This window comes from Sphingomonas sp. CCH21-G11 (genome assembly GCF_001555965.1).
Classification (GTDB): domain Bacteria; phylum Pseudomonadota; class Alphaproteobacteria; order Sphingomonadales; family Sphingomonadaceae; genus Sphingomonas.
In genome coordinates, this window is the sequence record NZ_LSHX01000036.1 from 159760 (window position 1) to 183995 (window position 24236).

Consider the following 24236-nt stretch of genomic DNA (forward strand, 5'->3'; position numbering starts at 1 on the left):
ATCGAGCTTGATCAACTGGCTTTGGTCATCGGTACGTCACTCGCCATCCGTTCGATTGGTATCCGGTTGTCAGCGCGATCGGCGGGGATCCAGGTCGCGGTACCACGCGGCCCAAATGGCAAACGCCAATGGCCGGTTTCGCTCGCCACCGTGGCGGGCTTGGCGGGACGGTCGGCAACACGCCGTGCCGTGCCGCGCGGGCCGGGGGTATATTCCCAGTGATACCCGTCACCGGCGTGGTCGGCGGCGAACGATGGCGCAGCGCCGGTGAAAGCTGCCACGACGGCGGTGGCGACAAAAGCGATTTTGGAAAAACGGTTCATGATAAAATCCTCGAATGGATGCCGGTCCCGCCGCTCAAGGGTCGGGCCGGTCGATGTCTTGATCCATGCGCAGCCCGGCCAATGCCTGCGGCGTGCGCATCCGAAATTGGGAGCCCGATAGCGGGCATGGGTCAGACGATGGTTCGAGGAGGTCGGTCGAGGCCGCTGACGATCTTGGCGATCGTCAAGCTGGCGGGACTGGTGGTTGGCAGGCTGGAAGGCGCGAGGCTCAAGCGAATAGGCATTTGGGGCGGCGTAACCATCGCAGTGGCACAGGTCGCATCGCATGCCAGAAGGCACGCCTTGTGCTTCTCGTCGCAGCATGAGCCCTTTTTCATGCCGTGGTCCATCGACGCCATCATCGGCATCGAATCAGCGCACATCGCCTGCGTTGCGAGCGCCGGGATCGGCGCCGCAAGGGCGAACATGGCCAAGACGAGGATGAGCAAGCGCTTCATATAGTCGGTTACGTAGCACACACTGCAGCGGTTACACCAGCGGAGGGCTTCCGCTTGCCAGACCGACCCATCCGGAAACGCCCATATAGAGGGCAATGACAATCATGACCGCCGCCGAGGCATAGGGTGCGCGCCGCGCAAACGCGCCAAAGCCCGACCAGCGCTTCTGGATATGCCGCACACTCAGCGACGCAGCGACGCCCATCAGATTTGCGGACATGTGTGTCTCGTTACGTCGCCAAGGGACCTCCCCCGACGAGGGGTGCGTCACGTTGATATATACTCTTGGTCCAGCCCGAACTGTGGTCGTTGGTGCCTTCGACCGCGCCACCGGGACGCCCACGCCGTGATCGCTGGCAGCACCAGCAGCGTCAGCGCGGTTGAGGTAATCAGCCCACCGATCACCACCGTCGCCAGCGGTCGCTGCACCTCGGCACCCGTGCCGGTCGCCAGCGCCATCGGCACAAAGCCCAGGCTGGCGACCAGTGCGGTCATCAGCACGGGGCGCACGCGTTCCATCGCGCCGTCAATGATCGCCGTTTCGTCATCGGCCCCGTCCTCGCGGTGCTTGCGGATCGCGCTCATCATCACGAGCCCGTTGAGCACGGCTACGCCAGACAACGCGATGAAGCCGACCGCGGCTGTGATCGAGAACGGGATACCGCGCAGCAGCAACGCGAATACACCGCCCGCCAGCGCCATGGGGACCGCGCTGAACACGATCGCCGCCGGCACGAAGCCGCCGAGCGCCATATAGAGCAGGCCGTAAATGGCGAGAAAACAGATCGGCACGACGATCATCAATCGCAGACGCGCCGATTGCAGGCTCTCGAATGTCCCGCCCCACGCCGTATACATGCCCGGTGGCAGATCGAGCTTGCCGATCTTGTCCTGCGCCTCGGTGACGAACCCGCCGAGATCGCGCCCGCGCACATTGACCTGGACGACGACCATGCGCTTGCCGTTCTCGCGGCTGATCTGGTTCAGCCCCTGCGTATAGCTGAACTTCGCTACTTCGCGCAGCGGGATCGAGCGCGCCATCTGGCCGTCCATCGTCGGCAGCATCACCGGGATGGCGCCCAGCGTCTCCAGATCGTCGCGCTGCGCGTCGGCAAGGCGGACGACGACCGAGAACCGCCGGTCGCCCTCGAACAGCAACCCCGCCTCGCGCCCGCCAAGCGCGGCGGCAACGGTGTTCGCCACCTCCTCGACCGACAGGCCGTAGCGCGCGACCGAGGGCCGATCGATCTTCACGTCGAAGGTCGGCGCGCCGTCGGTCTGTTCGGCGCTGACATCGGCCGCACCGGGGATCGCGCGGAGCGTCGATGCAATGCGCTGCGCCTGCTGCGTCATCTGGTCGAGGTCGTCGCCATAGAGCTTCACCGCGACGTCCGACCGGACGCCCGCGATCAGCTCGTTGAAGCGCATCTGGATCGGCTGCTGGATTTCGGTGCGATTGCCGATCAGCGGCTTCATCTTGGCTTCGATCCGGGTCAGGATGTCGGCCTTGCTGCGCACGTCGGCCGGCCATTCATGCTCCGGCTTGGGGATCACGTAAGTGTCCGACGCGTTTGGTGGCATCGGATCGGTGCCGAGGTCAGCATTGCCGTTCTTGGAAAAGACCAGCTCCACCTCGGGCAGCGTCTTCAGCGCATCCTCGATCCGCAGCTGCATCTGCGTCGACTGGTCGATCGACGCCGAGGGTACGCGGAAGTTGGTGACGGTGATGTCCTTCTCGTCGAGCTGCGGCATGAATTCCTCACCGAGCAAGCCGAAGCACAGCACCGCCGCCGCGAACACACCTGCGCCAGTCGCGATAAACGGCAAGGGCCGCGCCACTGCCTGCGCCAGCAGCGGCGCATAGCGATCCTTGAACCAGCGGATCGGCTTGACTTCGGTCTCGCTCACCTTGCCGGTAATGACGAGCGCGATCATCGCCGGGACGAAGGTCAAGGACAGCACGAAGGCGGCGGCAAGTGCCAGCATCAGCGTGATCGCCATCGGCGCAAAGGTCTTGCCCTCGACGCCCTGGAAGGTGAGCAACGGCACGAACACCAAAAAGATGATGAGCTGCCCATACAGGGTCGGCTTCACCATCTCCTGCGCGGCGAGCGTCGTCTCCGCCATCCGCTCCTCGCGCGTGAGCAGGCGGCCTTCATGCTCTTGTCGTTCGGCGAGGCGCCTGAGCGCATTCTCGACGATGATGACGGCCCCATCGACGATCAGCCCGAAATCGAGTGCGCCGAGACTCATCAGATTGCCCGATACGCCGAGGCCGTTCATCCCCGCCGCGGTCATCAACATCGTGATCGGGATCACGGCCGCCGTGATCAGCGCCGCCCGGATGTTACCGAGTAGCAGGAACAACACGACGATGACGAGCAGCGCGCCTTCGACGAGGTTTTTTTCGACCGTCGCGATCGTCGCGTTGACGAGCTTGGAGCGATTATAGACGGGTTCTGCGAACACATCAGGTGGCAGCGACCGGTTGACCTCGGTCAGCTTGTCGCCCGCCGCATTGGCGACGATCCGGCTATTGCTGCCGACGAGCATCAGCACGGTCGAGATCACCGCCTCCGATCCCATGCGGCTGCCAGAACCGGTGCGGACGGCACCGCCGATGACGACCTCGCCAACGTCGCGCACGCGCACCGGCGTGCCGGCGCGTGTCGCCACCACCGCGTCCTGAATGTCCTCAATCGATTTCAGCCGCGCGTCGGCACGGACCAGGAAGCTCTCGCCCGCGCGGCGGACGTAGTTCGAGCCGGCCGACATGTTCGCGCGTTCGAGCGCATCGGCGAGTTCGGTGATCGACAGGCCGTAAGCGGCGAGCGCGCCCAGATTGGGCTCGACCAGATATTGCTTCACATAGCCGCCGTTGGAATCGACGCCTGCAACGCCCTTCACGGTGCGCATCTGGGGGCGGATAATCCAGTCCTGCACGGTGCGCAGATACGCCGCCTTGGCGAGTTCGGTCGTCAGCCGCTCGCGCTCGGGCGTCAGATAGCTGCCGTCCGATTGCCAGCCGGGCTTGCCATCGACCGGCTTGATGCCCTTGCCGTCAGGATGCCGGAACGCGACCGAATAGAAGAAGATTTCGCCAAGCCCCGTGCTCAGCGGCGCGAGATTCGGCTGGATGCCGGCGGGTAGACTATCCTTCGCCTGCGCGAGGCGTTCGGTCACCTGCTGGCGCGCGAAGAACACGTCGGTCGAATCGGTGAACACCGCCGTCACCTGACTGAAGCCGTTGCGCGAGAAGGAGCGGGTCATTTCCAGCCCCGGAATGCCCGCCAGCGCGGTCTCGACCGGGAACGTCACCTGCTTTTCGATATCGACCGGGCCCAGCGTCGGCGCAAAGGTGCTGATCTGGACCTGGCGGTTGGTCACGTCGGGCACGGCGTCGATCGGCAGCATGGTGATCTGCCACGCGCCAAAGGCAATGACCACCAGCGTCAGTGAGGCCACGAGCCATCGCATGCGGACCGAGAGCGAGAGGATGCGCGCGATCATTCTGCCTGCTCCTTCTCGATCTCGGCCTTGAGGAGGAAGGCATTGGTGGTGGCGATTGGCGTTGCGGGATTGATGCCCGACGCAATCGCGACCATCCCGCCGCTGCGGCTGCCGACCTGAACCGTCTGCGCCTTGAAACCGCTCCGCGTGCGGACGAACACCACGCGGCGATCACCGATCGTCTGGACCGCGTCCTGCGGCACCATCACGCCCGACTTGGCAGCCCCGCCGCTGGCGAAGACGCGCGCCTGAACCAATTGCCCCGGCACGAGCAGGCTGGCGCCCGCGCCCGGCTCGATCACGATCGTCGCACCGCGCGTCTCGCGGTCGACCACGCCCGTGGTCGAGCGCACCCGCCCTGTGATCATCTGTCCGTCGCTGGTGGTCAGTTCCACCCGGTCGCCGGTGCGGACGCGGGGCGCGTCGGCTTGCGGCAAACTGGCGGTGATCTGCAGGCGCGACGGATCGGCGACGCGGAACAGCTCGGTCTCGGCCGCAATGAACTGACCGAGACTCGCAGTCGCGGCGGTGACGCGACCCGTCACTGGGCTGACGACCGCGATCGACCGGCCATCTCGCGCCAGCCGCACCGCGCCAGCCGCTGCGCTGGCGCGTCCTGCATCGGCTTGTGCGACCGCAAGTGCTGCCTGCGCGGTCTCATAATCGGCCCGTGCGGAAACGCCTTGCGCGAGCAATGACCGCTCACGCGCCAGCTGCTTCGAGGCCAGCGACACGCGCGCCGCAGCGGCAGCACGGTCGGCGGCGATCGTCGAGGCGTCGCGGCTTTCGACCAGCGCCAGCGTATCGCCCGCTCGGACCGGATCGCCGATCCGCTTGAAGATGCGCATGACGGTGCCGGGCGCGCGCGCGGTCAGCACCGCTTCGGCATCGGGGGTCGCCTCCACCGTGGCGGACGCGGGAATCGCCGCGTCGAGTTCGCCCGATGCGGCGGCCGCGACGGTGATCGCCGAAATGCGGATGCCGTCTGGCGTGATCTCGACCGCGTCAGTAGGCGCGCTCGGCGTCGTCGCCATCGCTTCGGGCGCGGGCGGCGCTGGCTGGGTCAGGCGCGCGGCACCGAACCCGAGCGCGGCGGCCAGGCCGATCGCGGCCCCGGTGTAAAGGCGTGTCTTGTCGTTCATTGGACCGGGTCTCCGGTGATGGCCATGCCGTTCAGGCTGGCGAGTTGGGCACGGGCATCGAAACGGGCAGCGGCAGCATCGGCGACGACGCCACGCGCCAGACCCAGTCCGTGGCGGGCGACGAGCAGTTCGCTCAAGGGCGATTTGCCCGCTTCATAGGCGATGCGGGCAAGCCGATAGGTTTCCTCCGCCGTCGCCATCGTCCGTTCTGCGGCGATGGCGCGGGCGTCGGCGGCTTCTGCCAGCGCGACGGCGCTGCGAACATTGGCGGTCGCTTCAAGCCGTGCCGCCGCCGCCCTTGCCTCCGCCCCGCGCAGCTCGGCGTCGGCTGCGGCGATATTGCCCCGGTTGCGATCGAACAGGCGCAGCGGCAACGAAACGCCGGCGACCAGCGCGGTCGCGCGGTCCTGATCGAGCCTGCGCACGCCGATCTGCCCGGTAATGTCCGGCATGGCACGCTTGCGCTCCGACGCTGCACGTTTTGCAGCAGCCTCCCGATCGGCCAGCGCGGCGAGATAGCCGGTGGTTCGGAGCGGATCGGCCGAGCCGTAAGCGGCGCGTGATTGGGGCAGATCGAGCAGCGAGTCCGAAATACCGGTGAAGGGGGTCTCCACCCCGGCCAGCGCGGAGAGCCGGGCAAGTGCCGCTGTGCGCGCTGCCCGCGTGCTTTCGAGCACGGCACGGGCGGCATTGAGTTCGGTTTCCGCTTGCAGCGCGCGGAGGCGGGCTTCCTTGCCTGCCTCGACCAGCGCGCGGGCGAGTTTCAGGTCGGCTTCGCCCTCTTCGACTTCGTCCTCGGCAATCGCGATGCGCCGATCGGCGAGTTCGACGGCGGCATAGGCCCGCGCAAGATCATAAGCAAAGGCGACGCGACCTTGCAGGCCTCGCGCGCGCGCCGCTGTCACCCCGGCTTCGCCAGCAGCGATGCGCGCAGATCGTTTGCCGCCCAGCTCGAACGGCTGGCTATATTGCAGCGTCGTCTCGGTCCGGTCGAACCCGGCATAGGGCGACGAGCCGGCAAAGTTCTCGGCATAGACGCTCACGGATGGATTGGGGCGTGCGTGCGCCTGGTCCGACAGGCCCGCCGCACGATCGACGTCGGCGGCCAACTCCTGGAGGCGGGGAGATTGCTCGGCTTGCTTGAGCAACAGAGCGAAGGGTGGCGCGGGGTCGGCCCACGCCGGACCCGCCAGCGTCATGCCCGCGAGTCCGCCGAACAGCGCCGCAAGGCGCCGTCGGCTGATAAAGCCAGTCATAGAGATGTGATCCTTGCACGAGTTGGACTCGGGCGCGCCCCCAGCGCGCGGCAGGGATCAGGCCTTTGGTGGTCTCAGTAAAGATGTTGGATCGATGCCAGCTTTAAGGGCTGAACGCGGCACCGACCAGTTGGTCGTGAATGACGCCTCATAGATGTGGGCGACGGCTGTATCAGGCATTGCGAGGCTCTGCCCCACCATGTGCGCTGTAAGGTGCACGGCGCCATCGGGATCGCTCGAATCCTGTTTCTCATGCTCGTGTGCGACAGAAACGGCGTGGACCGCGTCGTCGTCGTGAATGCTGGCATTGTGCCATGTCGATACGGCGCTCATCGTCATCAAGGCGAGGAGAGCGAGCAGGAACCCCCAAGGGGCGGATCGGGATCGGACGAGCGCCACACCGGGTAGTGTATGCGGAGTGCTGCGCTGCGGCAAGGGAAACGCGCTCACGCCTTGGGCCAATCGGGGTGACGCTTGTCGATCACGAAGGCATGATCCCCGCGTTCATGCTCTTTCAGGTGCGGATCGTCGGCCGAAAGGTCGCCATGTTCGTGCGCGACAACGTCGGGATCGTTCGCCGGCCAGAGCCGGACCGCAGCCAGCGTGCCCACACCGGCGATGGCCGCCATCGCGCCAAACGCTGCCGCCATGCCGACCCGCGCGCCGAGCTGCCCAACCAAGGGGTAAGCGAAGAGCCAGCAGACGTGGCTGAGCGCGAACTGCGCCGCGAACAGCGCGGGGCGATCGTCGGCATTGGCCGACCGGCGCAACAGCCGACCCGAAGGCGTAACGCTTGCCGAATAGGCCAGGCCCATGACGATCCATCCTGCGATCAGAATGTACCAATAGCTGTCGGCCGTTCCCATGGTCACGGTGACCAGTGCCATCGCGGCAAGTGTTAGCGTCAGAAGAGCGGCAGCGATCAACATTACGGTGCGGTCGGCGACCCGATCTAGGATGCGCGGCAAGGTCAGTGCCGCCGTGATCGAGCCCGCGCCGAACGCCGCCATCGTCAGCGCGACGTCGCGCTGGCTGAGGCCGAGCCCTTTGACGATCACGACTGTGTTCACGATCACCATCGCGCTCGCCGCTGCCGCCGCCAGGGTCAGCGCAAGCAGGCCGCGCAGGCGTGGCGTCTTGAGGTAGATGCGCGTGCCCCGCGTCGTCTTGTCGTAGATGCCACCCGCGTCCTCGACCAGCTTGGGTCGCGGCAAGGTGGTCGACACTACCAATAGTGCCGAAGCGACGAAGCCGATCGCGGTCCCGGCGAACAGCCAGTGGAAGCTGATGACCGTGAGCAACGCCGCCGCGAGGATCGGGCTGGTCAGGCTTTCCATGTCATAGGCAAGCCGTGACAGCGACAGCGCCCGCGTATAGTCGCGCTCTTCGGGCAGCACGTCAGGGATGGTCGCCTGGAATGTCGGTGTAAACGCCGCCGACGCCGACTGTAGCACGAAGATCAGGACATAGACCTCCCAGACCTGCGTGACGAACGGCAGGCACAGCGCGACGGCAGCACGGATCATGTCCATCGCGACGAGCAGCGCGCGGCGCGGCACTTTGTTGGCGAAGGCACCGGCGATCGGCGCGACACCGACATAGGCGATCATCTTGATCGCGAGCGCGGTGCCCAACACAGCGCCCGCGTCACCGCCTGCGATGTCATAGGCCAGCAGACCAAGCGCGACCGTCGCCAGCCCCGTCCCGATCAGCGCAATGATCTGCGCGAGGAATAGGTGGCGATAGGTGCGATTGGCGAGGACTGCGAGCATGGCGCCCCTATCCCCTGATTCTGGCCGCCTGTCTATCCCCCATGGGGGATATGATGGACACGTCCGTCATGACGTGTCAGGAACTCAAAATGGCCCATACAGCGCAAACCAGCCACCCCGCGATAGTCAAGCGCCTTAACCGGGCGACCGGCCACCTTCGCAGCATCGTAACCATGATCGAGGAGCAACGCCCCTGCGTCGACATCGCCCAGCAGCTGCAGGCGGTCGAGAATGCGATCGCCAGCGCGAAGCGTGCGCTGATCAACGATCATATTGACCATTGCCTCGTCCACGCCGAGGAAGGCGAAGGCCCGCAGCAGGCGATCGAGCAATTTCGAGCAATATCAAAATATTGGTAGTGTTCGGTTGCTATCCATTTCGACGCGACCTCAGCCCATCAATTCCTCAAGGAGCAGCAGTCCGAGGAACCCGACGAAGAACATCGCGCTAATGAGCGGGCTGTCCGGTTTGGCATGGGCCTCGACGAGCAGTTCCTCGGTCACGAGATACAGCAGCGCGATCAGCCCGAAGCTGAGGAACCCGTCGATCACCGCGAGCGGGAAGCTGGCGACGGGTGTGGCCAGGACGACGCCGAGGGGCAGCAGCAGTCCGAGCCCGCCGGTGATCGCCACGATCTTTATCTTGGAGCGCACGGTCGCGCCCAGTTCCTCGGTCACGGTGACGCCGAGGAACAAGATCTCCAGCGTCAGGGCGATGGTAAGCAACAGCCCGGCCTTCGCCCCGGCGATGAACGCCAGGCCGAGCACCAGGCCATCGATCAGTATGTCGGTGCCGACCGCGCCGAGCATTCCCAGCGGCCCCTCGAAGCGCTCCTCTAGCGTTTTGAGCGAAAGCATGGCCACCACGCCTGCCGCGCCCCCGATCAGCGTCGCCGCCGGGGATCCGCCGTGCACGACCTGCGGCAGTATCTCGGCTGCAGCCGCCGCGAACACGACGCCCGCCGCGAGATGCTGGATCGCGCTGGAGAGTGCGGGGCCCGGCGGACGCAGCACGGCGACGATCGCTCCGACGAGGACGGCGATCAACGGGAATACGGTGTAGGTCAGAGCCAGCATAGGTTTCCTTAGGGTGCGTTTTCAAGGTCGGCCTAGCGTGTGACGCTCCGATGACGTTCCTGTCCGCTCTTTCATTCGGCGCCGGGGTGCCGCAGGCCCCACCATGACGGCCGTGCGAACATCCGCCATGGCTGGCGCGACGACGGAAGCTGGAGGCGCAGTTGCTGCGCACGCCCCCGGATGCCGTCGACCGTTCGACCCATGCCCTTCGCGATTGCGCCTGGCGGTTGCCTGGCGACAACCCGCCGGCGGAGCTCGTCGTCGTTCTCGGCCGTCCAGGACTTGCGACTGTTCGGTGGTCGGGTGAATGCGCCTTCGTCCATCGCCTCAGACCAGGTGGTCGGGTTCTAGCGGGCAGTCCGCGTCAGGGTCGGTCTCGATCTGGATCGTCGCGTGGTCGATGCCGAACCGTTCCTTGAGCGACTTCACGATCTCGACGGTAAAGGCGTCGCCCGGATAGCCCTCGGGCACCAGCAGATGGACGGTCAGGGCCGTTTCCGTCGTGCTCATCGGCCATACGTGAAGGTCGTGCACGCCCTTCACGCCGCGCTGCTTGCGCAGGAACGCACCGATCCTGGCGGGATCGACGCCCGGAGGCGCCGCCTGCAGGCTCATGTTGACCGAATCCCGCAGCAGGCCCCAGGTCCCGACCGCGACCACGACGACGATGACGAGACTGGTGACCGGATCGATCCAGGTGCGGCCGGTCAGCACGATCGCCAGCCCGGCAAGCACGACGCCAGCCGACACGCCGGCGTCAGCGGCCATGTGGAGGAACGCGGCGCGGATGTTCAGATCGCCTTTGCGACCGCTCATGAACAGCAACGCGGTAACGCCGTTGATCACGATGCCGATCGCGGCGACGATCATGACCGTGGTGCCGGCGACCGGGCTCGGCTCGGCGAACCGTCGCACCGCCTCGACCGCGATCACGCCGATCGCCACGAGCAGCAGCAGGGCGTTGAGCAGTGCGGCCAGGATCGAAGAACTTCGCAGCCCGTAGGTATAGCGCCCTTTCGGCGTGCGTTTCGCAAGCGTCGCCGCTCCCCACGCGATGAGCAGGCCGAGGACGTCGCTCAGGTTGTGGCCGGCGTCGGCGAGCAACGCGACCGATCCGGCGATCAGGCCATAGGTCGCCTCGACGACGACGAAGCCGATGTTGAGCGCGGTGCCGATCGCGAACGCCCTGCCGAAGCTGGCGGGCGCGTGGCTGTGACCGTGACCGCCATGGCCACTGTCGCTACCTCCATCGTGATCGTGCCCGGCATGATCGTCGTGATCGGGATCAAGCATGTCGTTCGTCCCGCCGCTCGAGCTCATCGTTCGCTCCCCATCATGTTGTCGCCGCCAAGTATCTCGACCGCCTCGAGCGTGATCAGGCCGATACCCGATATGTCGGCCAGTTCGGCGACGAACGCGCGAAGGCGCGCATCGTCGTCAACGATCTCGATCACGAGGGACTGGTCGTCCTCCAGGAAGTGCTTGCGATGCTGATGCGCCGACCGGCCGAAGCCGAACAGGGCCTTCAGCACCGTTGCGCCCGCCATCTTCGCGTCGCGCGCACGCGATGCGACCACCTCGAACACTTTGCGGTCGCCGAAATAGGCGGCCTCGTCGGTGTAGATGCGCAATAGCTTCATGCCGTTTCCCATCATCCCTCTCCCGTCGCTGGAGCCATCTCTCCGCCGTGGCTTTTCGGATTTCCCCTGCGCCGCTCGTGCCAGCGCTCGCCCAGGCCGAGCACGACCTGGGTGATGGCGGGAAGGACGAGCAGCGTGAGGATCGTTGCTGCGATCAGGCCGCCGATGACGACCACCGCGAGCGGCTTCTGGACCTCGGCGCCGGTGCCGTGTGCGAGCGCCATCGGCACGAAGCCGATCGCAGGCACGAAGCCCGTCATGATGACCGGCCGCACCTTCTCGAACGTCCCCTCGACGATGGCGCGGCTGAGTTCGACGCCGTCCTCGAGCCGCTCGCGGATGGCGCTCATCACGACCAGCCCGTTGAGCACGGCGACACCCGCCAGGCAGATGAACCCGACCGCGGCCGACACCGAAAAGGCGATTCCGGTTATGAGCAGCGTGAACACGCCACCGGCGAGGCCCAGTGGCACTGCCGCGAACACGGCGAAAGCCCGTCCGAGCCCGCCGAGCGCCAGGTAGAGCAGCGCGAAGATCGCGGCAAAGCAGATCGGCACGACGATCGCCAGCCGGTCGGACGCAGCCTGCAGGTTCTGGAACTGCCCGCCCCATTCGAGGAACGAGCCGGTCGGCAGCGCGACCTTGCCCACCGTCGGCATCGCTTCCGCCACGAACGATCCTACGTCGCGCCCGCGCACGTTCGCCTGGATCACCACGCGACGCTTTCCGTTCTCACGACTGATCTGATTGAGACCCTCGCTGAAGCGGAACTGCGCGACCTGAGACAGCGGCACCGAACCGCGGCGCTCGGTCGCCTCGGGTGGTAGCAGCACGGGCAGGTTGCGCAGCGCGTCGAGGTTGTCGCGCGTTTCCATCGGCACGCGTACTTGCACGCCGAAACGCCGGTCGCCCTCGAACACGAGGCCGGCCTCGCGGCCGCCCATCGCCGCGGCTACGGTATCGGCCACCTCCTCGACCGTCAGCCCGTATCGGGCGATGGCCGCCCGGTCGAAGCGGACGTCAAGCGTCGGCGAGCCGCTCGTCTGCTCGGCCTTGACGTCGGCCGCGCCGCGGATCGCCTGCAGCGCCTTCACGATGTTGGCGGCGGCCGCGCTCATCTTGTCGAGGTCGTCGCCATAGAGCTTGATCGCGACATCGCCGCGCACCCCCGCGATCAGCTCGTTGAAGCGCAGCTGGATCGGCTGGCTGACCTCGAACGCGTTGCCGATCTGCGCGCCGGACTTTTTCTCGATCCGCTCGAGCACGTCGGCCTTGGTCTCTACCCCCGCAGGCCACTGGTCCTGCGGCTTGAGGATGACGAAGCCGTCCGAGATGTTGGACGGCATCGGATCGGTCGCGACCTCGGCGGTGCCGGTCTTGGAGAACATCAGCGCCACTTCCGGCAGGCTGGTGACGGCACGCTCAACACCTCGCTGCATCTTGAGCGACTGTTCCATCGACACCGATGGGACGCGGCTGGAGGCGAGCGCCACGTTCTTCTCGTCGAGCTGCGGGATGAATTCCTGTCCCAAAAACCCGAACGCTAGGATCGCGGCCGCGAAGTAGCCAAAGCCTGCCGCGATGAACGGCCAGGGCCGCGCCACCGCCATGTCGAGGACCGGCGCATACCGCTCTTTGATGCGGGCGACGATCCATACTTCCTTCTCGGCAACCTTGCCGCGGATGAGCAGCGCGACCATCGCCGGCACGAACGTCAGCGCCAGGACGAACGCGGCCGCCAGCGCCAGCATGATGGTGATGGCCATCGGCGAGAACGTCTTGCCTTCGACCCCGGTAAACATCAGCAACGGCGCGAAGGCGAGGAAGATGATGGCCTGACCGAATACGGTCGGCTTGATCATCTCCTGGCTCGCCCGCATCGTCTCCTCCAGGCGTTCACGTAGCGCGAGCAGCCTGCCCTCGCGATGTTGCCGTTCGGCCAGGCGTCGCAGGCAGTTCTCGATGATGATCACCGCGCCATCGACGATGAGGCCGAAGTCGAGCGCGCCAAGGCTCATCAGGTTGCCGGGCACCCCGAACGCGTTCATGCCCATCGCCATCATCAGGAACGAGAAGGGGATGATGAGCACGGCGATGATCGCCGCGCGCACGTTGCCGAGCAGCAGGAACAGCGCGGCGGCGACCAGCACGGCGCCCTCGGCAAGGTTCTTCTGCACCGTCCCGACGGTCGCGTTGACGAGCACCGAGCGGTCGAGCGTGGGCGTGACCTTGATACCGGGCGGCAGCGACTTCGTAACCTCGGCGATCTTGTCGCCCACACTGCGCGCGACGATGCGGCTGTTGCCGCCGATCAGCATCAGCGCGGTGCCGACCACCACTTCGTGACCGTTCATGCTGGCGGCACCCGTTCGGAGATCACCACCGATCCGCACCGTGGCGACATTCTTGACCGCGACGGGCACCCCGCCACGGGTCGCGATGATGGCATCGGCGATCTCGTCGATGTCCTTGATGCGCGCGTCGCCGCGCAAGAGGAAGGCTTCGCCGCCACGGTTGAAGTAGTTGGCGCCAACCGACAGGTTCGCCGATTCTAGCGCCTTGGCCAGTTCGGAATAGGAGACGCCGTAGCTGCCGAGCTTCACCGGATCGGGCTCGACGACATAGGTCTTCTCGTAGCCGCCAATCGAGTCGATGCCGGCGACGCCCTTGACCGTGCGCAGCTGCGGCCGAATGATCCAGTCCTGCACGGTACGCAGATAGGCCGAGCGAGACACGTCATCGGTCAGCCGGTCGCCTTCCGGCGTCAGGAAGCTGCCGTCCGATTGCCAGCCCGGCCGGCCGTTTACGACCTTGGCGCCCTTGCCGCCGGGGTTGGCGAAGTCGATCGCATACATGAACACCTCGCCAAGGCCCGTTGTGACCGGTCCGATCTGCGGCTGGACCCCGTCGGGCAGGCTGTCGCGCGCCTGCCCGATCCGTTCGCTCACCTGCTGGCGCGCGAAGTATAGGTCGGTCTTGTCGGTGAAGATGGCGCTGACTTGGCTGAACCCGTTGCGCGAGAGCGAGCGGGTTGTCTCCAGCCCGGGAATGCCCGCGAGCGCGGTCTCGATCGGGAAAGTGACCCGCTTTTCGATCTCAATGGGAGACAGCCCGCGCTCGACTGTGTTGATCTGGACCTGGTTGTTGGTGATGTCGGGGACGGCGTCGATCGGCAGCTTCGTGAGCTGCCAGACACCGACGCCCGCGACGACGAGGAAGAAGGCGACGACGGCCCAGCGCGCCCGGACGGACAGCGCCATGAGGTTGGCGATCATGGTCTATTCCTCCTCGCCGGCGGACTTGCCGAGCTCAGCCTTGAGCAGGAAGGCGTTGGTCGTCGCGACGACCTGACCAGGCTGCAGGCCGCTCACGATCTCGATCCGGCCGGCGCTGCGCTGACCCGTGGTGACCGGGCGGGCGCGGAAGCCCTGCGGCGTGCGCACGAACACGACGTCGCGACCGCCCAGTGACTGGACCGATTCCTCCGCGACCACGATCGCGGTCGAGCCACCGCCGCGGCTTGGCAGAATGCGGACGCGGACGGCGAGGCCCGGCGGCAGGCCTGCGGATGCCATGTCGATCACGGCCGTGGCGGCGCGCGTTTCGGTGTTGAGCGTCGGCGTGACCGCGCGGACGCGGCCATCGACCGTCCGTCCGTCGGGCAGTTCGATCACGGCCCGGTCGCCCGGTGCGAGGCGGGCGGCGTCGAGCGACCCGATCGCCGCTTCGATCTGCACTTCGCGCGGATCGGCGACGCGAAACAGCTCGGTCTCTGGCTGCACGAACGCGCCAAGCTTGGCGGTGATCGCGGTAACGCGCCCAGAGATCGGGCTGGCGACCATCACACCGCGGCCATCGGACGTGACCTTGGCCGCACCAGCGGTGGACCGCGCGCGCTGGGCTTCGGCCGCCGCCGTCGCGGCTTCGGCCTGTGCCTTTTCATAGTCGGCGCGCGACGAGACCTTTTGCTCGTAGAGGTAGCGCTCGCGCGCCAAGCCCTTTTGCGCCAGCGTGGACCGCGCGGCGGCGACCTTGATGTCCGACGCGAACTGCGCCGCATCGCGGCTTTCGACGATCGCGAGCGGCTCGCCGGCCCGCACCGGATCGCCCAGCCGCTTGAGCAGCCTGACGACCGCTCCCGCGGCGCGGGCGGTGACGATGGCTTCGCCGGTCGGCGACGCCGACACCGCCGCCTGGGCGACGATCTCGGCGGACAGTCCGCCGGAAGCGATGGTCTCGGTCGCGATGCCCGCCTCCTTGATGGCGGCAGCGTTCAGGATGACGGTCTCGGATGCCGGCTTCTCGGCCTCGGCCGGGGCTTCCGCCGAAGGCGCGGGAACGCCGGGTGCCGTCAGGCGCGCGGCCAGAAATCCTCCAGCGGACGCGACGAGCGCGACGGCGGCCGCGCCGCCGAAAAGGCGCTTGTTGGTATCGGTCATCGATAGTCTCCGGATGGGGTGGCCGAGGGCGCGGCGCTCGTCAGGCGGCGCAAGCGCGCGGTGGCGGTATGAAAGGCGATGAGCGCGTCGGTTGCTGTCGCACGGGTCTCGGACAGCGTACGCTCAGCGTCGAGCAGCTCGATCTGGTTGAACTTGCCCTGACCGTAACCGAGCCGGGCGATGCGGGCTGCTTCTTGCGCAGCGGCGAGCGCTGGACCGTTGGCTGCCCTCGCAGTGGCGGCGGCATTGGCAACGTCCGCCACGGCGCTGGCAATCGCCCGATCCGCATCGAGCCGGGCGAGCCTCAGTTGCGCCATGAGCTGGTCGCGTTCGGCCGTCGCCTGCCCGATGGCGGCGCGCCCATTGTTGAACAGCGGGATCGGTATCGACACGCCGACGACCGCAGCGGTGTCGCGCGACGCCTGTAGCCGACGGGCTCCCGCACTGAGCGTGATGTCCGGTACGCGGTTGGCACGCGCCAGGCGGATCTGGGCTTCCGCGGTCGCCAGGTCGGCGGCGGCGATGGCGAGCGCCAGCGTGCCGTCGGAACTCGGCGCGATCGTCGGGCCGAACCCGGCGACGCGGTCGAACCAGGCGGTGTCGAGCGGGCCGTTGACCGCACTACCGATAAGGCGGGACAGGTTCTGGCGCGCGACGTCGAGCGAGCGTTCTGCCCGCTCGACCGCGACATTCGCGTTGATCGAGATGACGTCGGCGCGCTGCTGGTCGATAGGCGACGCAGCGCCGACCGTCACCCGGTCTCGCGCGACGCGCAAACCTTCCGTCGCTATCGCGGCCTGCTGCTGCGCGACCAGCAGCCGTCGTTCCGCACCGAGTGCTTCGACATAGGTCTCTGCGACCTGAAGTTCGAGGTCGGCGAGCGCGACAAAGGCGCCGAGTTTGGCACGACCGACGCGCGTATCGGCGACCGCGACGCGGGCTGACCGCTTGCCGCCCGTCTCGATCGGCAGCGAGAAGCCGACGGTCGTTTCCGAGCCGGAAAGCCCCTTATAGGGACCGGTGCCGACGACGTTCTCGGCCTGCCCCTCGAACGTGGGGTTGGGGCGCAGACCGGCGACTGTGCGGCCCGCGGTCGTGGCGCGAATGGCGGCATCCGCGGCATCCATGCCGGGCGAACGCGCACGTGCCGACGCGATGGCGTCGTCAAGCGTAAGCGGCGCCTCGGTCGATGCGACCGGGGTCGTCTGCGCGGCGGCGGTGCCGACGCAGACGGTCGCGGCGAGCAACGCCGCGAGAGTTCGGGACATGATTGGTATTCTCCTGACATTCGCATGGATTCCCGCGCCTCAACGGCGGCGGGAGTGGCGAAGTCAGGCGATCGGCGGCCTCAGGTCGCGATTCCGCGCGAAGCCGGGAGGTAGCGCGAATGATGCGCGACGCTCAGGCAGCGTGAGAGAAGAGGGCAAGTCGGCCGCGAAGTCCAAGGCAGGAAGGGCCGCGCCGTGGTCGTGGCCCAAGCTGTGATGGTGCGGCGTCGCCTTGTCGGCATCACCGGGGACCTGGTCCGCGTCTCCAGCCGTATGGCCGGGCGGCGTACCATCGACCGACATAGCGATATTGCCCATCTCACCAGCATAGGCCGGTAGAGGCTGCGCTCCTGACGAAAATGTCAGAACCAGCATCAACGCTACGATGAGGGCGAACGGGCGGCGCATCTATAGCGTCCATAGACGATATGGCAGGTCCGTCAAAGATTTTGCCGTAGTTGAGGACAAAAACAGGATCTTTGTACGAAGATATCGATTCTGCCTGATCACAATTTAGTATGTTATTTCATAACACTGTTGAGGAGTTTTGACGAGTCATCGGATCGATGGTCTGATGTGGTTTCCGTTAGCTCTCTACTTGCCTGAATGAGGATCTGAAGACCGCCCGAGATGCCTAGTGCTGCCATGATACCTGCGACTGCTATGTCGGGCCACTGGGTGCCTGTACCGAGCACGCCAAGGGCCGCGCCGACAACGGCGAGGTTACCGATCGCGTCATTGCGTGAACAGATCCACACCGAGCGCATATTTGCGTCGCCGCCACGATAGCGAAAGAGCATCAGGGCGACAGTCCCGTTGGCCAAAAGAGCGAGCAGGCCAACCGCGCCCATCGTCTCGCCCTGCGGCACCCGGCTTCCAAACGCAGCTATGACCGTCGTGACGAGCACATAGAGTCCGAACGCAAGGATGGTGCCGCCCTTGACCAGCGCGGCGCGCGACCGCCATCGAAGCGCCAAACCGGCCACCCCGAGGCTGATGGCATAGTTCGCGGAATCGCCGAGGAAATCGAGGGCATCGGCCTGCAGCGACCTCGACCCCGACGCAATCCCGGCAAATATCTCGCCCGCGAACATCGCCAGATTGATCGCGAGCGCGACCCACAGCACTCGCCGCCAGCGGGGATCCGGCTTGGCGGGCGCGTCTGTCGGGCAACTGTTACAGACCATGATCAAGGGCTCGCATTTGCTTCATCGCGCGATCATGCACCCTCTAGCGACTGCAGGGTCAAGTGGCATCTGCGGGCAAGGTGTCATTCGCTGTCGAACCCGGTGCCGCGACATGGCGGCGATTCAGCATGAACCCTGCAACCACCGCGGCGAGCATTGCCAGCTGCACCGTCATCGACTGCCATGTCGGGAAGATCCCGAGCATGGTGATGCGCAGGCCGCCGGTCAGCGGCGCGATATCGATGATGCCGGCTTCTTGCAGCGCTGCCACGCCCTTGCCGGCCAGCACGACCGTCAGCGCCGCCATCAGCCAGGCACTGTACGAAAAGAACTTCCCGATCGGCAGGTCGCGGCTGTAACGCAGCATCGCCCAGGCAATCAGGCCCAGCAGGAAGACAGCCGATCCGGCGCCGGCGAGCAGCATGCCGCCATTCCCCTGTGTCCAGAGCGCGGCGTAGAACAGGATCGTCTCGAACACCTCGCGGTAGACGACGATGAAGGCGAGGCCGAACAGGAACCAGGCCGACTGACGCGACAGGGCGTGCGTCATCTTCTCCCGGATGTAGCGCTGCCACTGGTTGGCCTGTGCCTTGCCGTGCATCCAGATGCCCACGGACAGCAGGACGACGGCGGCGAACAGCGAGCCGAACCCTTCAGTCAATTCTCGGCTCGCGCCGCTGATCCCGATTGCATAGGTCGCCACTGCCCAGGTCAGACCGCCCGCGACAAGCGCGCCGATCCAGCCGCCATGGACATAGGGAAGCACTTCGGTTCGGCCCGCCTTGCGCAGAAAGGCGATCATCGCGACGACAATTAAAAGCGCCTCGAGTCCTTCGCGGAGCAGGATCGTGAATGCCCCGAGAAAGGTCGATGCGCTGCTCGCAGCATCTGGCGACAGTACCGTTTCGGCGTCGTCGAACAGTCCGTTCAGAACCTGTACGCGCGTCGCAACGTCGTCCACCGAACGCTTCTGTTGGAGCGCCGCGCGAAATTCGCCCATCGCGCCTTCGATGTGGCCCATCAGCGTTGCGTCTCGTGCGGTGAGCGTCGGCTCGACCGGCTCGAAGCCGTCGAGATAAGCGGAAAGCGCAAGCTCGCGTGCGGTGCGCGCGTCGCCTGACCGGTATGCCGCAAGACTCTGCGCCAGCTTGGCGCGAGCGAGCCTGAGCGATCCGGCTACGGGCTGCATCACTGCGTCCGGGTGCCGCCGGAGATAGGCCATCACCGCATCGGCCCTCGCCTCGCCGATCTGCCCGGCGAGCACCTGCGGCGTCAGCCCCGCAAGCGCCGCAAGACCGGAGATGCGCTGGCGGAGGGAGGCATCGCTCTGCCATATCGGGGACCGGTGAGAGGATGTTCGAAAACGTACGCTAAGCGTCGCGGCCGGTCTGGTGAAGGCGGAGCGGCCTGAATCGCTCGCGGGGCTTGTCCATCTCGCTCCAAAGATAATCGCCGGTAAGACAGATATGCTCCCAGCCCAATGGCGCGACGTGGGCAAGCAGTTTGTCCGGCACCTCGACACCGCTGCCGCGCAAATGCCGGACGGCACGGTCGAGGTAGACGGTGTTCCAAAGGGTGACGGCCGCGGTGAGCAGGGTCAGCCCGGAGGCACGATGGCGCTGGTTCTCGAACGTGCGGTCGCGCAGTTCGCCGAGGCGGTTGAAGAAGATGGCGCGGGCGAGCGCGTTGCGGGCCTCGCCCTTGTTGAGGATACTACCGGTACGACGCCGCTGCTCAGGATCGTCAAACCAGTCGAGCATGAACAAGGTACGCTCGATCCGCCCGATCTCGCGCAGCGCACGGGCTACCGGGTTTTGACGCGGAAAACCTGCCAGCTTGCGCAGCATGACCGAGGCACTGACGGTGCCGGCCCGGATCGATGCAGCGAGCCGCAGCGTCTCGTCCCAGTGCTCCTCGATCGCGCGGACATTGACTGGCCCGGCGACAAGCGGGCGCAGCGTCGGCCAGGGATCGAGCGACGACAGACTATACAGGCGGCGCTCGTTGAGGTCGCGGATGCGCGGTGCGAAGCGGAAGCCGAGCAGGTGGCACAGGCCGAAGACGTGATCGACAGCCCCGGCGGTGTCGGTCGCGTGCTCGCGGATGACCAGCTCGCTCTCATGGTCGAGCAGGCCATCGAGGACGTGCGCGGCCTCGCCGGCATTGGCTGCGATGACCTTGGTATGGAACGGCGTGAAGCGGTCGGTGACATGGGTGTAGAACAGCACGCCGGGATCAGTGCCATAGCGGGCGTTGCGATCGGCGCGGGCCTCGCCCTGACCGCCGGCACGGAAGAACTGCCCGTCCGACGACGATGTATCGCCCGGTCCCCAGACCTGGGCGAGCGGATGCGCGGTGTGGCAATCGACGATCGCCGCTAGCGCCGACAGATAGGTTTCATCGCGCACATGCCATTCCGCCGTCCAGCGCAGGCGGGACAGCGTCAGCCCACGCGAACTTTCTGCCATGCGCCCGAGGCCCAGGTTGGTCGCATCGGCGAGGATCGCACCCATCAGCGCGGACTGGTCGGAGGCCGGCTCGCCGCTGCGAGCATGGACGAAACGGTCGGCGAAGCCCGACCATGCGGCGACCTCCACCAGCAGGTCGGTGACCCGGACACGCGGCAGCATCGCGTAGAGCCGGGCCTTCAGTGCCTCGACGTCGTCGGATGGCGTTCGACGGATCGGCGACATCACCAACTGCCCGCGCTCAATCGTCACGTCGACCAGCTCGCCGGTCGCGGCTGCGCGTTCCACCTCGGTCATACGCTGGTTCAGCAGGGTGCGACGATCCTCATACCATTCGGCGAAACCAGACGACACGGCCAAGCGCAGATTGCCATCGGCGCGCATCGTTTCGAACGCGGGCACCGGCAACAGGTAATCGTCGAGCGTGCGATAGGCGCGGCTGCCGTCCACCCATATGCTGCCCGAACCGAGCCGTTCGCGCAGATGGACGATCACGGCGATCTCGTAGGCGCGGCGGTCGATCACTCCTTGGGACGGCTCCACGACCTTGCGCCAGCGCGGCTTGATGAAGCTGGTCGGCACCCGCTTGGACAGGACCGAGCGGCCGTCGCCGTACATTGCCCGCAGAGCCTCGATCGCGCTGAGCAGCGGATCACCCGACCGCGCGGTGCGGAAGGTGAAGGCGGCGAGGAATGTTGGGGCAAACCGCCGCACGGCGGGATAGCGCTCGATCACTTCCGCCAAGCCGTCGTCGGCCGACCGGGTGAGATCCTCGGCGAAGCGGATGCTGCGTTCGAGTTGGTCCCAGCCCACCTGGTCCTCGATGCGGCGGATCGCATCGCGCCCGGTCGCGCGGGCATCGACGAGCAGGCGACCGAGCCGCGCATGGAAGCGGGCGGTATCCTTCAGCAGCCGCGCCTGCCCGAGCAACCGGTCGGAGCGGGTGCGATCGGCGCGGCGGAACAGCGCGCCTACCATTTTCTCGACTATGACCAGTGCCGCGTCGGTCAGCGCCGCCTCCATCTCGATCATAGCCGCAACGAGCATGGCGAGCCGGCGCGGACGTTCGAGACGGCGCAGATGCTGCGCGGTGACGATGCCAGCGGTCCGTGCGATGACGGCATAGCGAGCGGCATGGATGCGCCGCGCCCGATCGGCTGGGATCCCGATGCCGCGCACTGTGTCGAGCCGCTCGACGATGCCTTTCAGGTTCGACGCCGATGATGCTTCTGGCCATTCGCGTATCCATCCAAGCCGGGTGCGACCATTGTCGTCCGATGCGATCAAGCGTTCGAGCGCCGCTTCCTGATCAGCCGGGCAGTCGCTGATCAGTCCGGCATGCGCGGCCTTGCGTGCCTGCGCCCGCACGATGAGGGCGAGCCGTTCCAGCGTCGATGCCGCAGGCAGCACGATCCGGTCGAGCCGCAGGCGATCGACCATGCCGGCGACGATTGCATCGCCACGATCGGTCGAGGTGGCGATCTCCGATCCCAGCGCCAGCATCGATCGCACTTCTGCTCGGTCGAAGGCACGCAGACCGAGATACGCTTCAACCTCGGCGCGATGCTCGCGCAGCGTCGTCGCACGCGCAGAATAGTCGGCGAAGTCCTCGGTACGGCAACCGATCTGGTCGGCGAGCAGCGCCAGCATGGCGGCAGGCACCGCTTCACTCGGCAGCAGGCTTCGTCCCGGGTGGCGTAGGTAGCAGAGCTGCACCGCATATCCGAGCCGGTTCGCCCCGCGCCGGCGACGTGCGATCTGTCCAAGGTCATCGGGACCGAGGGTGTAGAGCCGTTCGATCGTTGCCTGATCGGGCGGCGGATCGAAGATCGCGCTGCGCTGGGCGGGTGACAATATGGTTCTGGACGGCATCGGCTTCCTGTTCGTCACGCAACAGGAGAGCGACCCTGTTCACGGAGCGTAGACCACAAGACGGGTTATGTGACATTATAGCGATCGATCGACGGGCAATGCCGCTCCGTCACGCAGACGGACGTATATGTGACAACTCAGATTGGTTACGCGCGAGTGTCCAAGGCGGACGGCAGCCAGGTCCATGACCTCCAGCGCGACGCGCTGGTCGCGGCCGACGTCGATCCCGAGCATATCTATGAGGATGCCGCGTCAGGCCGGCTCGACAAGCGACCCGGGTTGGACGCCTGTCTGAAGGCGCTACGCCGCGACGACACGCTCGTCATCTGGAAGCTCGACCGGCTCGGGCGCGATCTGCGCCACCTCGTCAACACTGTCGGCGATCTGACCAAGCGCGGCATCGGCCTCAAAGTGCTGGCGGGCGAAGGCGCGTCGATCGACACCACCACCGCCAACGGCCGGCTGATCTTCGCAATATTTGCCGGCCTCGCCGAGTTCGAACGCGAGCTGATCGTCGAACGCACCCGCGCCGGCCTCGCCTCTGCGCGAGCGCGTGGCCGACATGGTGGACGACCGTTCAAGATGACGCCCGCCAAGCTGCGCCTCGCCCAGGCCGCGATGGGCAAGCCGGAAACCAAGGTCGCCGAGCTATGCGCCGAACTCGGCATTACTCGGCAAACGCTGTATCGACATGTCACTCCCAAGGGCGAGATCAGACCCGATGGCGAGAAGCTGATCGCCCAACGTAACCGATAGATTCAAAGATGCAGGGCAGCATCTGATAACGCTTGACCCTGACGCAACGTCATCCCGCACAAGCATGACATAGCGATTCGGAGTGAGGTCATGCAGACGGTCAAACAGGTTGCGAAAGCGTCAGGCGTCAGCGTTCGCGCCTTACATCATTACGACCATATCGGGCTGTTGAAGCCCGACGTCGGTGACAATGGTTATCGCTATTACGGACAGGTGGAATTGCTGCGTCTCCAGCACATCCTGTTCTATCGCGAACTTGGGCTGCCGCTGGCGGAGATCGCACGCATCCTTGATGATCCCGCCTTCGATACGCGCGCCGCATTAATTGATCTTCGTCAACGCGTGGACGAAGAAATCACCCAGCGCCGCGATCTTGCACAGACGATCGACCGCACGCTGGCATTGCTCGATGCTGGCGAACCAGTCGATGAACGGCGTCTGTTCTATGGGGTGTCACCCGAAAAGCAGGCCGCTTGGGAGTCGGAGATGGTTGCACGATTCGGTGGCCCTGCCGAGGCGGCCATCCGTGATGCCACTGCGGCGATGCAATCCCTGTCTCCTACCGAGTTGCTCGACTTCAAGGCGGAGATCGAGGTGATCCATAGGGAATTCGTTACCCTGATAGAGGCAGGGGGGACGTCCTCGTCTTCAGCGGCACAAGCTTTGACGGCGCGGCATCATCGGTGGGTATGCCGATCATGGCGTCCTGATGCCGAGGCCTATGCGTCGCTTGGCCTCCTCTATGCCAGCCACTCCGACTTCCGGTTTATGTACGAGGCCCTGCATCCCCACATGGCGGTGTTCCTCGCCGACGCGATGGCCGTGTACGCCCGCGGCGCTCTGCGCGGGACCGTCCAATGAACCGCCGTACTCTCCTTGCCACCATGATGATCGGAGCCACCTGCATGTCCGCGAGCAATCTGGGAGCCGCCGTCCCGCAGGAGCGGGACGCCACGGTAACGGTATCGGGTGTCGAGATCGCGTGTCGTTTCACCATGCCGCAAGGCACACCGCGCGGGGCCGTTCTGCTCGTACCCGGATCGCTCTACAGCGACGTGGACGGCAACTA

21 protein-coding genes and 1 pseudogene are annotated in these 24236 nt (G+C 66.1%); 4 read left to right on the forward strand and 18 right to left on the reverse strand.

Translation table 11 applies throughout. The features are described from left to right. Positions 1–11: 11 nt before the first annotated feature. The 8 genes from AX676_RS11210 to AX676_RS11240 form a co-directional block, all read right to left on the reverse strand. The gene (locus AX676_RS11210; protein ID WP_066478276.1) at positions 12–323 is read right to left on the reverse strand and encodes a hypothetical protein; all 312 of its coding nucleotides are present in this window, start codon (positions 321–323) and stop codon (positions 12–14) included. A 131-nt stretch (positions 324–454) separates the two neighbouring features. After that, on the reverse strand, positions 455–781 hold the full coding sequence (locus AX676_RS17880; RefSeq protein ID WP_156437686.1) for a hypothetical protein: 327 nt from the start codon (positions 779–781) through the stop codon (positions 455–457). Between the two features lie 31 nt (positions 782–812). Beyond that, positions 813–1001, reverse strand: coding sequence for a hypothetical protein (locus tag AX676_RS11220; protein ID WP_066478280.1), 189 nt, complete (start codon positions 999–1001; stop codon positions 813–815). Positions 1002–1048: 47 nt separating this feature from the next. Further along, entirely contained in the window at positions 1049–4291 is a 3243-nt protein-coding gene (locus tag AX676_RS11225) for an efflux RND transporter permease subunit (protein WP_066478292.1), read from the reverse strand. Continuing rightward, positions 4288–5433 carry an efflux RND transporter periplasmic adaptor subunit gene (locus tag AX676_RS11230; protein WP_066478299.1) on the reverse strand — a complete coding sequence of 382 codons (1146 nt, stop codon included), beginning with the start codon at positions 5431–5433 and terminating at the stop codon, positions 4288–4290. The genes AX676_RS11225 and AX676_RS11230 overlap by 4 nt, the downstream gene beginning before the upstream one ends. Next, the gene (locus AX676_RS11235) at positions 5430–6689 is read right to left on the reverse strand and encodes a TolC family protein (RefSeq protein WP_066478302.1); all 1260 of its coding nucleotides are present in this window, start codon (positions 6687–6689) and stop codon (positions 5430–5432) included. The genes AX676_RS11230 and AX676_RS11235 overlap by 4 nt, the downstream gene beginning before the upstream one ends. Before the next feature lie 57 nt (positions 6690–6746). After that, positions 6747–7022 (reverse strand): hypothetical protein, encoded by a 276-nt coding sequence (locus AX676_RS17885; protein WP_156437687.1) that lies wholly within the window; start codon positions 7020–7022, stop codon positions 6747–6749. Positions 7023–7135: 113 nt separating this feature from the next. Continuing rightward, positions 7136–8461, reverse strand: coding sequence for an MFS transporter (locus AX676_RS11240; RefSeq protein ID WP_066478305.1), 1326 nt, complete (start codon positions 8459–8461; stop codon positions 7136–7138). A 53-nt stretch (positions 8462–8514) separates the two neighbouring features. Here AX676_RS11240 and AX676_RS11245 point away from each other — a divergent pair, with 53 nt between their 5' ends. After that, positions 8515–8820: a metal-sensing transcriptional repressor gene (locus AX676_RS11245; protein WP_443026023.1), complete on the forward strand. Its 306-nt coding sequence runs from the start codon at positions 8515–8517 to the stop codon at positions 8818–8820. A gap of 30 nt (positions 8821–8850) precedes the next feature. On the opposite strand, the gene AX676_RS11250 is transcribed toward AX676_RS11245, so the two are convergent. From AX676_RS11250 to AX676_RS11295, 10 genes and pseudogenes are all read right to left on the reverse strand, one after another. Beyond that, positions 8851–9537, reverse strand: a complete 687-nt coding sequence (locus tag AX676_RS11250) for a transporter (RefSeq protein WP_066478307.1) — start codon at positions 9535–9537, stop codon at positions 8851–8853. Positions 9538–9864: 327 nt separating this feature from the next. Next, a complete protein-coding gene (locus AX676_RS11255; protein ID WP_231726168.1) occupies positions 9865–10857 on the reverse strand; it encodes a cation diffusion facilitator family transporter in 993 nt (330 codons plus the stop codon). Next, on the reverse strand, positions 10854–11177 hold the full coding sequence (locus tag AX676_RS11260) for a DUF190 domain-containing protein (protein ID WP_231726170.1): 324 nt from the start codon (positions 11175–11177) through the stop codon (positions 10854–10856). Before AX676_RS11260 ends, AX676_RS11255 begins: the two co-directional genes overlap by 4 nt. An 11-nt stretch (positions 11178–11188) precedes the next feature. Continuing rightward, the gene (locus tag AX676_RS11265; protein ID WP_156437688.1) at positions 11189–14452 is read right to left on the reverse strand and encodes an efflux RND transporter permease subunit; all 3264 of its coding nucleotides are present in this window, start codon (positions 14450–14452) and stop codon (positions 11189–11191) included. A gap of 3 nt (positions 14453–14455) precedes the next feature. After that, complete coding sequence (locus AX676_RS11270) at positions 14456–15616, reverse strand: efflux RND transporter periplasmic adaptor subunit (RefSeq protein WP_066478321.1); 1161 nt, start codon at positions 15614–15616, stop codon at positions 14456–14458. Continuing rightward, entirely contained in the window at positions 15613–16884 is a 1272-nt protein-coding gene (locus AX676_RS11275; RefSeq protein WP_066478324.1) for a TolC family protein, read from the reverse strand. Before AX676_RS11275 ends, AX676_RS11270 begins: the two co-directional genes overlap by 4 nt. Positions 16885–16947: 63 nt before the next feature. Next, on the reverse strand, positions 16948–17292 hold the full coding sequence (locus AX676_RS11280) for a hypothetical protein (protein WP_066478330.1): 345 nt from the start codon (positions 17290–17292) through the stop codon (positions 16948–16950). A 113-nt stretch (positions 17293–17405) separates the two neighbouring features. Continuing rightward, positions 17406–18071: a cation transporter gene (locus AX676_RS11285; RefSeq protein WP_066478332.1), complete on the reverse strand. Its 666-nt coding sequence runs from the start codon at positions 18069–18071 to the stop codon at positions 17406–17408. 58 nt (positions 18072–18129) lie between these two features. Further along, positions 18130–19407, reverse strand: a pseudogene (locus tag AX676_RS11290) (FTR1 family iron permease); the annotation flags it as partial. A gap of 34 nt (positions 19408–19441) precedes the next feature. Next, positions 19442–22411 carry a Tn3 family transposase gene (locus AX676_RS11295; protein ID WP_066478335.1) on the reverse strand — a complete coding sequence of 990 codons (2970 nt, stop codon included), beginning with the start codon at positions 22409–22411 and terminating at the stop codon, positions 19442–19444. Positions 22412–22540: 129 nt separating this feature from the next. Between AX676_RS11295 and AX676_RS11300 the strand changes: the two genes are divergently transcribed. The 3 genes from AX676_RS11300 to AX676_RS18320 all read left to right on the forward strand — a co-directional run. Continuing rightward, on the forward strand, positions 22541–23167 hold the full coding sequence (locus AX676_RS11300) for a recombinase family protein (RefSeq protein WP_082731090.1): 627 nt from the start codon (positions 22541–22543) through the stop codon (positions 23165–23167). Positions 23168–23257: 90 nt separating this feature from the next. After that, entirely contained in the window at positions 23258–24028 is a 771-nt protein-coding gene (locus AX676_RS11305) for a MerR family transcriptional regulator (RefSeq protein ID WP_066478337.1), read from the forward strand. Then, positions 24025–24236, forward strand: a 212-nt coding sequence (locus AX676_RS18320; RefSeq protein WP_231734716.1) for a hypothetical protein, incomplete at its 3' end; no start/stop codon positions are given. The genes AX676_RS11305 and AX676_RS18320, both read left to right, overlap by 4 nt.

Bases quoted from the DNA above. Each gene is read 5' to 3' on its own strand.
- AX676_RS11220 (WP_066478280.1), bottom strand. From the start codon at position 1,001: ATGTCCGCAAATCTGATGGGCGTCGCTGCGTCGCTGAGTGTGCGGCAT.
- AX676_RS11240 (WP_066478305.1), bottom strand. From the start codon at position 8,461: ATGCTCGCAGTCCTCGCCAATCGCACCTATCGCCACCTATTCCTCGCG.
- AX676_RS11245 (WP_443026023.1), top strand. From the start codon at position 8,515: ATGGACACGTCCGTCATGACGTGTCAGGAACTCAAAATGGCCCATACA.
- AX676_RS11260 (WP_231726170.1), bottom strand. From the start codon at position 11,177: ATGAAGCTATTGCGCATCTACACCGACGAGGCCGCCTATTTCGGCGAC.
- AX676_RS11210 (WP_066478276.1), bottom strand. From the start codon at position 323: ATGAACCGTTTTTCCAAAATCGCTTTTGTCGCCACCGCCGTCGTGGCA.
- AX676_RS11265 (WP_156437688.1), bottom strand. From the start codon at position 14,452: ATGATCGCCAACCTCATGGCGCTGTCCGTCCGGGCGCGCTGGGCCGTC.
- AX676_RS17885 (WP_156437687.1), bottom strand. From the start codon at position 7,022: ATGAGCGCCGTATCGACATGGCACAATGCCAGCATTCACGACGACGAC.
- AX676_RS11230 (WP_066478299.1), bottom strand. From the start codon at position 5,433: ATGAACGACAAGACACGCCTTTACACCGGGGCCGCGATCGGCCTGGCC.
- AX676_RS17880 (WP_156437686.1), bottom strand. From the start codon at position 781: ATGAAGCGCTTGCTCATCCTCGTCTTGGCCATGTTCGCCCTTGCGGCG.
- AX676_RS11305 (WP_066478337.1), top strand. From the start codon at position 23,258: ATGCAGACGGTCAAACAGGTTGCGAAAGCGTCAGGCGTCAGCGTTCGC.
- AX676_RS11250 (WP_066478307.1), bottom strand. From the start codon at position 9,537: ATGCTGGCTCTGACCTACACCGTATTCCCGTTGATCGCCGTCCTCGTC.
- AX676_RS11295 (WP_066478335.1), bottom strand. From the start codon at position 22,411: ATGCCGTCCAGAACCATATTGTCACCCGCCCAGCGCAGCGCGATCTTC.
- AX676_RS11275 (WP_066478324.1), bottom strand. From the start codon at position 16,884: ATGTCCCGAACTCTCGCGGCGTTGCTCGCCGCGACCGTCTGCGTCGGC.
- AX676_RS11235 (WP_066478302.1), bottom strand. From the start codon at position 6,689: ATGACTGGCTTTATCAGCCGACGGCGCCTTGCGGCGCTGTTCGGCGGA.
- AX676_RS11225 (WP_066478292.1), bottom strand. From the start codon at position 4,291: ATGATCGCGCGCATCCTCTCGCTCTCGGTCCGCATGCGATGGCTCGTG.
- AX676_RS11280 (WP_066478330.1), bottom strand. From the start codon at position 17,292: ATGCGCCGCCCGTTCGCCCTCATCGTAGCGTTGATGCTGGTTCTGACA.
- AX676_RS11270 (WP_066478321.1), bottom strand. From the start codon at position 15,616: ATGACCGATACCAACAAGCGCCTTTTCGGCGGCGCGGCCGCCGTCGCG.
- AX676_RS11285 (WP_066478332.1), bottom strand. From the start codon at position 18,071: ATGGTCTGTAACAGTTGCCCGACAGACGCGCCCGCCAAGCCGGATCCC.
- AX676_RS11255 (WP_231726168.1), bottom strand. From the start codon at position 10,857: ATGAGCTCGAGCGGCGGGACGAACGACATGCTTGATCCCGATCACGAC.